The sequence below is a fragment of the Candidatus Methanodesulfokora washburnensis genome (assembly GCF_003947435.1).
GTDB lineage: Archaea > Korarchaeota > Korarchaeia > Korarchaeales > Korarchaeaceae > Methanodesulfokora > Methanodesulfokora washburnensis.
In genome coordinates this window covers 1-10,824 of the sequence record NZ_RCOS01000069.1, presented here as the reverse complement: position 1 = coordinate 10,824, position 10,824 = coordinate 1, and the positions used below count along the sequence as shown (strand labels likewise).

The 10,824-nt window shown below is 40.5% G+C and carries 7 protein-coding genes and 1 pseudogene; 4 read left to right on the top strand and 4 right to left on the bottom strand.

What is annotated here, in order from left to right:
• From D6D85_RS05355 to D6D85_RS05345, 3 genes are all read right to left on the bottom strand, one after another.
• Positions 1–1,093: aspartate aminotransferase family protein (locus D6D85_RS05355; protein WP_133308294.1), on the bottom strand; the 1,093-nt coding region annotated here is incomplete at its 3' end.
• 1 nt (position 1,094) lies between these two features.
• Positions 1,095–2,246, bottom strand: a complete 1,152-nt coding sequence (locus D6D85_RS05350) for a diaminopimelate decarboxylase family protein (RefSeq protein WP_161969701.1) — start codon at positions 2,244–2,246, stop codon at positions 1,095–1,097.
• Complete coding sequence (locus D6D85_RS05345) at positions 2,230–3,384, bottom strand: hypothetical protein (protein WP_125671041.1); 1,155 nt, start codon at positions 3,382–3,384, stop codon at positions 2,230–2,232. Before D6D85_RS05345 ends, D6D85_RS05350 begins: the two co-directional genes overlap by 17 nt.
• Before the next feature lie 89 nt (positions 3,385–3,473).
• On the opposite strand from D6D85_RS05345, the gene D6D85_RS05340 reads away from it, so the two are divergent.
• From D6D85_RS05340 to D6D85_RS05325, 4 genes are all read left to right on the top strand, one after another.
• The gene (locus tag D6D85_RS05340; RefSeq protein WP_125671040.1) at positions 3,474–5,921 is read left to right on the top strand and encodes a CHAT domain-containing protein; all 2,448 of its coding nucleotides are present in this window, start codon (positions 3,474–3,476) and stop codon (positions 5,919–5,921) included.
• Positions 5,914–6,216, top strand: coding sequence for a PqqD family protein (locus D6D85_RS05335; protein WP_125671039.1), 303 nt, complete (start codon positions 5,914–5,916; stop codon positions 6,214–6,216). The genes D6D85_RS05340 and D6D85_RS05335 overlap by 8 nt, the downstream gene beginning before the upstream one ends.
• On the top strand, positions 6,188–7,180 hold the full coding sequence (locus tag D6D85_RS05330) for an ATP-grasp domain-containing protein (RefSeq protein ID WP_125671038.1): 993 nt from the start codon (positions 6,188–6,190) through the stop codon (positions 7,178–7,180). The genes D6D85_RS05335 and D6D85_RS05330 overlap by 29 nt, the downstream gene beginning before the upstream one ends.
• Before the next feature lie 176 nt (positions 7,181–7,356).
• Positions 7,357–8,334 (top strand): C45 family autoproteolytic acyltransferase/hydolase, encoded by a 978-nt coding sequence (locus tag D6D85_RS05325; RefSeq protein WP_125671037.1) that lies wholly within the window; start codon positions 7,357–7,359, stop codon positions 8,332–8,334.
• 132 nt (positions 8,335–8,466) lie between these two features.
• On the opposite strand, the pseudogene D6D85_RS16160 reads toward D6D85_RS05325, so the two are convergent.
• Positions 8,467–10,824 (bottom strand): annotated as a pseudogene (locus tag D6D85_RS16160) (hypothetical protein); the annotation flags it as partial.

Below are 10,824 nucleotides of genomic sequence, written 5' to 3'. Positions count from 1 at the left end.
CACCCTTTACCCCGCTATCCCTTAATATATCGGAGAAAGCATTCGAGATCTCCTCCGACAACCTGTATACATGGGAGTAAGCGTCCTGTGTCAGTATTTTCTCCATAACCACCTTAGCAGCTGTTAAGGAGAGGGGATTTCCGCTGAAAGTGCCCGAGTGAGCCACCCTTCTCTGTTCTATTACCCTCATTATCTCCTCCCTTCCAATTATAGCGCTGAATGGAAGTCCTCCTCCAATAGCTTTTCCGACAACTGCTATGTCGGGTTTCACCCCGAACTTCTCTGTAGCCCCTCCCTTTGCAATCCTCCCAGCTGTTTTTATCTCATCAAATATGAGGACAACCCCATACTCATCGGAGAGCTTTCTTAGTCCCTCTAAAAATCCCTTCTTAGGAGGAACAACACCCATGTTCAGGGCGACAGGCTCCACTATGATCGCAGCAACCTCGTTCTCATGCTTTCTAAGGATCTCCTCAACTGAGTTTAAATCGTTGTAAAGAGCTACAAGAGTGTTCCTCTGAAGATCTAATGGTATTCCAGGGCTCTCTCTCACAGCTAAAGGCATTTTTCTGGAGCCAAGCATCCCCATAGGGGGAGAAACTGAGACAAGAAGCTGATCAACTCCACCGTGATAGCATCCCTGAAACTTTATCACCTTCTCCCTTGCTGTGTATGCTCTTGCAATTCTGAGAGAATGAAGCACTGCCTCAAGTCCAGTTGATGAGAACCTCACCATGTCCAAATTCCACGCTGATGTGAGGAGCTTTGAGACCTCGTAGGAATCCTCCCACTCCCCTCCAAACAGAGCTCCCTCCGACACCCTCTTCTTTATTGCTTCAACCAGTATTTCGTTTGAGTGTCCTATGAGGAGAGCTCCATATGCACAGCACAGGTCTATGTACTCATTTCCATCGACATCGTACACAATTGCCCCCTCTCCTTTGGTGAAGTAGAGAGGATATGGCTCCATATGCTTTATGCTTGCGCTCACACCAAGGGGCATCAGCTTTTTTGCCTTTACATAGAGCTCATAGGATCTCCTCGTCTTTCTTCTGAATTCCTCAATCACCTGATCTGGACTTAACTGAGCCATCCTACTCCCTCACTTCCCTCAAGCCCTTTTCATCCACAAACAATACTTTCGGCCTTTTTCTGTGAAATTCCGGATCCAGATAGAATGAGTATGCACCACAGTCCATTATGGCAAGGAGATCCCCCTCCCTTACAGGAGGAAGCATACATCCTATTCTTAGAGCGTCTGTTGCAGAGCAACTGCATCCATATATGTCTGTTTCCACAAGTCTCCCTTCTCTATCAACTGAGATCACTTCATGTTTCAGGTAAAAAGCTGTGTTCACTGAGTATACTGAGGAATCAACGATAAGAATAGGCTTTCCATCCCGAGAGATCTTTTTGCTTACAACTCTTGTGAGCAGAATCGCACTTGGTCCAACTAAAATTCTGCCAGGTTCGAATATCAAGGTTTTGTTGTAGTCATCAAGTCCCTCTCTTATACTTCTCATTATATTTTCCAAGCTGGGAGTTTCCTCGTCAAAGAGCTTTGGAGTTCTTTTCAGCGGATAGCCTCCGCCCATATTTATCGCAGGAACCTCTATCTCTCTTTCTATGTCATCAGCAGCTTTCCTCATGAATTCAGAAAATTTATTCCATAAAACTAGATCGGTTATCTGGGTTCCTATATGAGCGTGAATTTGAGAAAAGTTAAATCCATACTCCTTTATCTTTCTTACAGCTTTCTTTGCACTTTCAAGATCCAAGCCAAATTGAGGTGGAATTGGTGCTCTTATCTCAGGTCTTATTCTCACTCCAACGTTCAGACTTCCTCTTATGTTATGTGATATCCTTTTCACCCTCTCCAACTCCTCAAGCGAGTCTATGTTAAGGGACATTATACCCAGCTCCATGCTCTCCTTTATCTCCTCGCCAGTCTTATACGGGGAGTTGAAGATTATCCTTTCTCCGGGAAGGCCCACCTTTTTAGCTACATTCAGCTCAATCCCTGACACTACATCAGCCAGAGCACCCAGATCTTTGAAAACAGAGCAGACAAATGGATTTCTATTTGCCTTATATGAGTATGCCACCAGGAAGTTTCTAAAATATTTTCCAGCAATTGTTACAAATTCATTGTAGCTTTCAACTATCGCCCTTTTCGAGATAACATAGACAGGAGTTCCATATTCCTCAGCTATTTCCATAAGAAAGGTCTTATCGATTTCCCTCATATTCATCTACCTCGCTTATGATCCACTTCTTGTTCTCCTCCCACCATCTATCCGAGAAGATATTTCTTGCTATATACTCATAATATTGTATCACTCTTTCCTTCAAGGGAGGTGCTTCCTCATGTAGCAGCGCCTCCCATCTAGACTTGCACTCGCAATCGATCTCAAATGCCTCTTCCAGATAATTTCTGTCCAATGTGTACTGATACATGTTAAGGAGAGAGGTAACCCTATCTGTACATTTATCACAGTTCTTGGCTGAGAGAAGCATTGTCTCGCTGCTTGTTAAGCCACCTATAACGGTCCTTGAAAGGCTCTCTGTATCAAGATCAAGAAGGAGCTTTATGAGGCTCCAGAGCATTGGAAGCCTGTACTTTCCCTTTTCCCATAGCCAGCTAGCCAGATTATATCCCTTTCTGATGTTCATCACCATCAATATGACATAGCTTGATCCATTGTTTAAGGCCCATTCTATCGACCTCTTCGCATCCTCTATTGCCTCCTTCTCCGTCAGAAAGATCGGCTTGAGAAGGACATGAGAGGAAGATATCACTCCCAGATCCCTTGAAATTCTGTAAAAGTTCAGGTAGTGCTCGGTTCTGGTACTCTTATGTATTATAAAATCCCGAACAAAGGGGTCGCTGCTCTCAAGGCCTACTCCCACATCCAAAGAGATCTCATTGAGGATCTCATGAGCCATTCTCAGTTTGTCTTCACTTATGTCCTCGGCTTTTCCCTCTGTTCCCATCATTCTCACAAATCCCGATTCCCTGACAATCTCCAGTATTTTCATCCTGGCTTTTGACGGCATTTCCTTCTCATCGAAAAAAGAACCTATAGGGGTGAGATGCACATAGGGGTTGTTTCTGACAGCTTTAAGGGCAAAGGAAGCCTGAAGTATGAGACTTGTCTCAGGAATATCGGCTCCTTGGCCTCCAAAATTGCACATCGTGCACCCTCCTGATGAGATAGTCCAGCTACATCCTCTTGTCTCGAGCTCTATTAAAGGAAGATTGTAGGGCTCCCCTTCATAGTTTCTCGGGAGGTAATATATAGTTGGAGGCCAGGTGTATGTTTGTGGTGGGGAAAACATGCCTTCTCTGATCTTTTTCATCGCAAGAGTGAGGAATCTCGACATCAAAGCACCTTTATAGCTGGGGAAGAATCACTAAAAAAATTTACGAGAAAACTTTATTAAGAAATTATCTCTGAAATATAAGACCCACTATGGCAGTGGGCACATCGGAAAAAGAAGAGAGACTAGAGAAAGAGAAGATAAAGGAAGAGCTGGAGAGAATCAGAGAATTTTGTGAAAAAAAGCTAGATCACTATCTCTCTGAAGCAGATAAAGTTGAAAATCTAGCTGAAGAAGAAAGGCTGGAGAAAATGAACGAGATTGCCCCTAGAATGTCGGAAATTATCTCCATACTTTTAAAAATTGATAGTAATGTGATTCAATCTACAAAAGTTAAACGAGTGTATGATTTCCTTTGCAATGCTACTAATACCATAGTAGATGAAAATGCTCCAGATGGACCAAGAGGATTCAGTTATCCAGATGCTGAAGTGTTCTCTGCTAGATGCTTCCCTGATTCATTAGTTCCCATTGGAAATTGCTCGGTTTTAGAAGGCCTTGTAGAGGTGTTCTTTGCAGTAAATGATAAAAGAGATAAAGAGAAGATAAAATTTGCCATAGAGAAATTGGTTAGTTTACTTCTTAGGGAGGAATTGAGGAAAAACGGTTTGTATTATAATGCATACTTCTTTCGTATTATACCAGGATATAATAGTCCCTCAGTTCTGAAACCTGAACTTGATATACCTGATCTTTGGACAACTTCTACAGTGATTCAAATTTTAAAAACTGTTTATAAGATATCACAGAAAGAAATACCTACAATATATGATAATTATAAAAATAGGATAGAAAAAGTTATCAGGGATTCTATAGAGGGCACCTTATCTATTTTGGATAAGTCCTTAGGGGAAGAAACCGAGGGAGAATCTCCAGTAATAAGGGAAATAAGAGACCTTATTTTAAGCGATGAAGTCAAAGGAATATCTTATCTAGTTGCTGTATCACGTATTCTACTTGCAGGATTAGATGACAAAGGAGAACCTGAAGAATTTCTTAGAGGTGATGAGAATTTTCTCAGAAAATATAAACAAAAAACAAAAGCTTGGCTGAGGATTGCACTAAACAAATTAAGATATAGATGGGAATCTATAGATAAAGAGGATAGAATATTAACTCTAGCTTTTGAGGATAGGAGAGAACCTCCTAGAAATATTGATGAATTAGATCCACAACAAAAAAGAAAAATATCCCCTCTATTCTACATAGCAAAAGTTCTTATTGAGTTATCCGAAAAATATGAAGGAGAGATAATCGAAGTAGCCCTAGAACCATTTCAAGAGTACCTCTATCCACTGATGGGCGTTTTCTTGAGGAAATCTTTAGAGAAATTAAAGAGAGAAAAAGATACAGGGATGATAAATTTAGCATCATTTCTTTTAAATGAATATTATCAAAAATTTGATACCATAGAGAGAACCTTCTTTGGAAAGCCTAAGAGAGCCCTTGAGAGAATAAAAAGGCCCGAAGAAAGCATTATAATGATATTAAGACCCGAGTTTGCTGATTCTAGAGAAATGGTAAGGGTGCAGATTTTAAGGCAAGGTGAGTTCATAGATTATCTTTCGTCTTATCGGAGACCTAAAGAAGAAATAATTGATCCTATAGGAAAGATAGGTGAAGGAATAGAGGGTGTAAGAAGGATAAGAGGGGGCGAGAGTAATAAAGTAACGGTAGATGGAAGAGAATATACAGAAGAGAATATCTGGGAATATATTGAAAAAGAATGTGATAACTTGATTAGAAATTATCCAAGTATAGATTTAATAAAAGGAAAGCCTACTATTCTCCTAATACCACCAGATATGCTAAATCTAGCAATTGAAATGCCTCTCTGGCATAAATTGCAGGAAGAAGGAGGAACACCTATTATCTCACGATATCCAGACCTCGTAGATATGGACATAGATTTAGGGAAATATTTAGCGATAAGAAAGGAGGACTTTATAATAAATGTCCTGCTAATAGGCGATCCATCAGGTAATCTCCGATACGCTAGAGAGGAAGTAGAGGAAATATATAAAAAGCTGAGTAGCTTGGAACTTAGAGGATATGAGCTTTACATAGAAAAGAGAATAGGAGAGCGAAATAAGGGAATAGACGTTGAAGAGATGAAAAAATTGCTTAATAAAAGGAGATGGGATATCCTTCACTTCGCTGGACATGCTGAATATAATGAAAAACAAAAGACAATACTCTGGGTATTCGATCGTGGCAACTTCCCTGTCGTAGATGTAGCAGGAAGTTCTACTTTTATTTTTGCAAACGCATGTGCTACAGCAGCAACAAATGAAATAATTTTGAATACACCAATACAGATACTGCGAAAGGGTACTATTTCATTCATAGGAACATTAGTTCCTGTTAGCGATGAACCTGCAAAGATCTTCTCAGGGACTTTTTATGAAAATTTTCTCCAAGGAAAGACCGTTGGAGAGGCCTTTGCACGAGCTATAAATGCATTGCATACAAGAAAGTATAGAGATTGGGCAAGTTATGTCCTCTATGGGGATCCGAGGTTCAAGTTGATACATGCATAGGTTGATGGAGATGAAATTTGTCCGTAGATCCCTTATGGAAGACTTCGGTGAGAAAGCTGGTTATTTGTTCTCCCAAGAGACAGGTTATGTGTATGAACTTAATGAAACTGGAATGTTCATCTGGAACTTGCTTAAGAACCACACAAACATAGACGAGATCCTAAATGAAATATTAAGAAAATATAATATAAGCAAGAAGAGAGCAAAAGAAGACCTAGAAGAATTCCTAAAGAAGCTTATCGAATACGGTCTGGTAGAGGTGGAAGATGATAAATGTAGCAGTGACAGGCCTTAATAGCTTCTTTGGGGCTCCAGGAATAGGGGTTGTCAGATGTCTGAGGGAGGCTCCAGAGAAGCTTAGGATAATAGGCCTAGATTATTCTCCATTTTCCCCAGGCCTCACAGATGAAAGCGTGGATGAGTCCTTTCTTATCGAAAAAGGGTCTTTTCTCGATAAATTGGGAAAGATAGCGAAGAAAATAGGTTCATATGTTCTGATACCTTGTCTTGACTCTGAGATAGTGTACCTGTCCAGATATAGGGACCGTATCATGAATATTGGAGTGAAAACTCTTATACCTCAGTTTAATATAGTAAAAAAAGTGAAGGACAAGGTTTCTCAAGCATTATTTCTTGAGGAAAAGGGAATAGTACATCCAAGATCTATCTTTCAAATCCCGAAAAATTTTGTCGATCTAAGGTTCCCTCTTCTGGTTAAGAGCGAGTTCGGAGTTGTGCCCGTGTTCAGCAAGGATGAGTTAAAGGTGGTCTACAGGAGGATGAAAAAAACTTCAAGGAGGATCCTGATTCAGGAATATATCAGAGGGGAGGAGTACAGTATCTGTATCTTAGCATATCCTAAGGGGGAGATTAGACAGTATGTCATGCAGAGGAAGCTAGTACTCTCGGACTTTGGAAGCACCCTTATGGGAGTTACGGTCGAAAACGAGAAGATATTAAGCATAAGCAAGGATATAGTGGGTGAACTTGGTTGGATAGGCCCAATGGAGATAGAATTCAGGGGAAAGAAGAATTTCTTCGTGACGGACATAAACCTCAGGTTCCCCGCTTGGATATATTTATCTGCTGCAGCAGGCGTCAATCTACCATACTATGTCATTCTTCTGGCCACCGGAAGAGGTGTTCCAGAATCAAGACAAAGAACTGGTGTTGTGCTCATAAGGGATGTTAGAGATAGATATTTGGATATTTTTAAGTTATTTAAGTTCTTCAGAGAATTTTCCATACCTGAATTGTGATACCGCTTTTCAGGTAAGCCTTTCCATAGAAAAGTTTATAAGAATCCACTATCCCCTGTTTCATGATCCTACATGAAGTACGTAAAGCCCATCATAAGAAAGTACTCTGTGATGTTTAGCTTCAGACCCGAGGACAAGATAATGGAGATAAGAAGGAAAAGTGGGAAAGCACTGATATGAGCGAGGATAAGTATGTGGAATATCCAAGCACAAGCTATAAAGAGATGGGAAGGATATTCGGAAAAGAGCAGATAAAACTCTCCAAAATTACCGGCTGGGTCTTCAAGATTCCAAGCAAGGACTCCATCCTCATAGCCTATAAAATAGAGGCAATACTCAAGGAGATATTTCCGGAGATCCTTGAGGAGATAAAGGGAATTGCTGAGGAGACGGGATATGAATATCCAGTGGTTTTAGCAAACATAGTCCTGTGCGGATCCAAGGAATATCTTGAATTGAAGGAGATGTGCATCTCGATGGCTGTCAGATCAGAGCTTGGGTATATCCTAGCCCTAAACTATGAGCAGTGGGAGGAACTGAAGGTGTTCAGATATTTTTTCAGGAGGAATCCAATCTCCAGGCTGCCTTCTGTGAGCGGCACGGACTGCTACATAGGGGCGACTGATGGTATGAATGGAGCAGGTCTAGCACTGACAAGCCTAAAGGTATCTGATAGAATATGCGGTATAGGGATATCCCCTCAGCTTCTCTGTAGAATTGCGCTTGATTCATGCGAAAGTGTGGATGAATTCATCGATCTGGCCAGAAAAGTCTCCCATCTCCTACAGTGGAACTTCCTTGCATCCGATGGGGACAGGGCAGTTAAAGTGGAGGTGCATGGGGGAAGAAAGCTAAAGGTAATAGAGATAAATGATGACATATTTGTGGCCGGAAACCATTTTGAAGGCCAAATTAACTCCCCATCTTATAAAAGAGTGAAGGAGGTATATGATTTCCTGAAAAAGAGGAGGCCGAGAAATCCTGAAGATTTAATAGATATTCTGGGAACTCATGAGCCTGAGATATGCTTTCATGGATCTGATAATCATCCTCCGGTGATCTCATCCTCAATATACTGGCCGGCAAAGAGAAGGGCATGGATAGCTTTTGGTAAACCCTGCGGTGCGTCTTTCAGGGAAATATATATGGGATAGATCGGGCTTTTAAGGAAAAAAGATCCTAATTCTCTCTCAGTAAGGTTCATTCTTCCTCAGAAATTTTCTATATATTTCAATTCTTTTATCCTCTTACAGATTTCTCTCTCATCACTTACTCCCTCAAAGACCCTAGCTATAGGTCGATTTCCCTGTCCCCCATTTAATGTATCCAAGTATCATAGCTAATATTAATATTACAGTTATCACTAAGATATAAACTTGAGAAACAGTCTCAGGAGGCACTGGCTCAACACCGCCTTTGCCTTCATATACAGCAATGATACTGACAGGTTCAAGAACATCAAGCTGGTAGCTTGGGCTTGTGAAAGTTTCATTTCCAATATGCAGTTCCTTAAAAACGTAATTGTAAGAAGATCCGGAAATGACCTGTGAGAAGGTTATGTTGTGTCTTGTGCCTAAGTTTAAGTAAAGCGAGGTAGGCAGAGGATAATCCTTTCCGTCTACTTTAACGACTGCATTGCTTACCCCTGTTGTAGAGAGAACAACTTCACAGAGGGTTCTGTTATAAATAGACTCTAATTCCCCTGTGAAAGTCTTGTTGAAGAAGGATGCTAGGTTATACTTCTTGGTCAGCTCAAGGGCCTCTTTAAGTTCTGTTACGTTGACAGGCTCATACTTTGCACTCTTGAGGTGCTTCTCAACATAGTTAATATCAATGTATTTTGTAAATCCTAGTTCTGTTAGAAGCTTCGTCACATTGCTTGGCAATCCATTTTTAGCTATGTATCCTTGGCCTTTTATAAAAGATGTCTCGTTTAAGTAGCCAGACCTGTTTAGCTCATCGACCGTTCGTTCTAGAAGCGGAACAAGTTTGTTATAGTAAATGGAGGCATTTGCAGCATACATCCTAGCATTCCTCAACTGTAGGTAGTAGTACCCTATTTCATTCATCTGTGCAGCACCATTGGCTCTTACAGCAGATTCGGTAGAGGCATTCAGATAAGCTAAGTACAAGTATTCATAGAGTAAAGCCCTTGATTCCGTGCTGTTTGGCAGCTTGTAAAATGCCTCAGGAACAGTTGGAGGAGGAACAAGCTGGGTGTAGTTAAGGGAAGGGTCTTGCATGACTTTTATAAAGGGGATAGAGGCTTCATACTCTATATATTGTATATAATCATTTACAATAAATTCTCCAGTCATCATCATGTATTTGAATGATAATTCGGCTATATCCTTCATACTTATCTCGGATGTGTAAAGTGAATTTATTGTAAATGACAGAAGCGATGATCCGCACTCCGTCGTAGTGGTGTAGGTTTCCCTTAAGTGCGTATAAGCAATTAGTGCTCTAACTGCTAGATACCACATAAATGCCCAAATTTTTTCTGGTTTATGCCAAACTGTAACGATTATGCTCACTCCCTTAGTTTCAATATTAGGGAAGGAAAAATTATACATTATTTCAACTAATGGTTTAATTGGTATGGTAGTTGCAGAATTATCCCCAGGTGCTAGAAAGTTCCATTCTGCTTTGCACCGGTAGTATACCGTCTTTGTTTCACCAGGAGCAATTGTGGTGCTCGAGAGTTCTTTATTTACTATCACACCATTGCCAATTTGAGCGACGTCAATTAACTGAGGTCCTTCTGTTTTTACATTAAATTTAGAGGGATCCTCTGGTTGTATAATATTATAGGATAATGTACCTGGTATTGTTAAAGAAGAATCCATATTGTTTTTTACTATTATAGAAAGTATAAAGTCCTCCCCCTCGATAGATTCAAATCTGGTCGGCAGATGGGGAATAGGCAACGGGATAAGTATAAAGTCCTCCCCCTCGATATATTCTCGAAAGGAAGGGTAATATATAGAATTCTCTTTTTGTTTTTGTTTAATTAGTGTTTGTTTAATATATACCTGATAACCTATAATATATAGAAAGGGGCCTGGTATGCTTTTAAGCTCCTCGATGGAGGTGTCGATAAGATCCATCTCACCTATAATCATCCCTGTAATTGGTTTTGTTGTGCCTGCGGTTGATGTAACATTTATGCTAAGTGTAACATTTGCACGGAGCTTGGTCATTACTCCCTTGTAATAGGTAACTGTGCTGTGGCTGTAGATACAGAATTCATTGTGTGTTTTGTTGTAACTGTAGTTATAGGTTTCGTTATAGATATAATTATAAATGTAATTATAGATATAATTATAAATATAGGTTTCATTGTACGTTCCGTTGTAATCGTAGGTTCCCGTGTAGCTCGGGTTTATCAGAATCCCTCCAGACAAGGGCGTAGCGGTGCTGAGATCAACAGTACTAGAGTTAAGCTTTTGAGGAAGGGGGACAAATGTTATAGGAATCCCGTTGGACAAGAGCTCCTCCAACTCAACATCATACTTCACCTGTGTTGCGCTGACCTCCTCGATGGTGACGTTGAGAATAAACTCAAAGTCCCCTCCACCACCGAGCTTAACAACATACCTGTAAAGAAGCCAGTCACCGGCCTTGTATATAACATCAGCAGG

Excerpts from the sequence above, each read along its gene's own strand:
- D6D85_RS05335 (WP_125671039.1), top strand. The coding sequence starts at position 5,914 with ATGCATAGGTTGATGGAGATGAAATTTGTCCGTAGATCCCTTATGGAA.
- D6D85_RS05350 (WP_161969701.1), bottom strand. The coding sequence starts at position 2,246 with ATGAGGGAAATCGATAAGACCTTTCTTATGGAAATAGCTGAGGAATAT.
- D6D85_RS05325 (WP_125671037.1), top strand. The coding sequence starts at position 7,357 with ATGAGCGAGGATAAGTATGTGGAATATCCAAGCACAAGCTATAAAGAG.
- D6D85_RS05330 (WP_125671038.1), top strand. The coding sequence starts at position 6,188 with ATGATAAATGTAGCAGTGACAGGCCTTAATAGCTTCTTTGGGGCTCCA.
- D6D85_RS05340 (WP_125671040.1), top strand. The coding sequence starts at position 3,474 with ATGGCAGTGGGCACATCGGAAAAAGAAGAGAGACTAGAGAAAGAGAAG.
- D6D85_RS05345 (WP_125671041.1), bottom strand. The coding sequence starts at position 3,384 with ATGTCGAGATTCCTCACTCTTGCGATGAAAAAGATCAGAGAAGGCATG.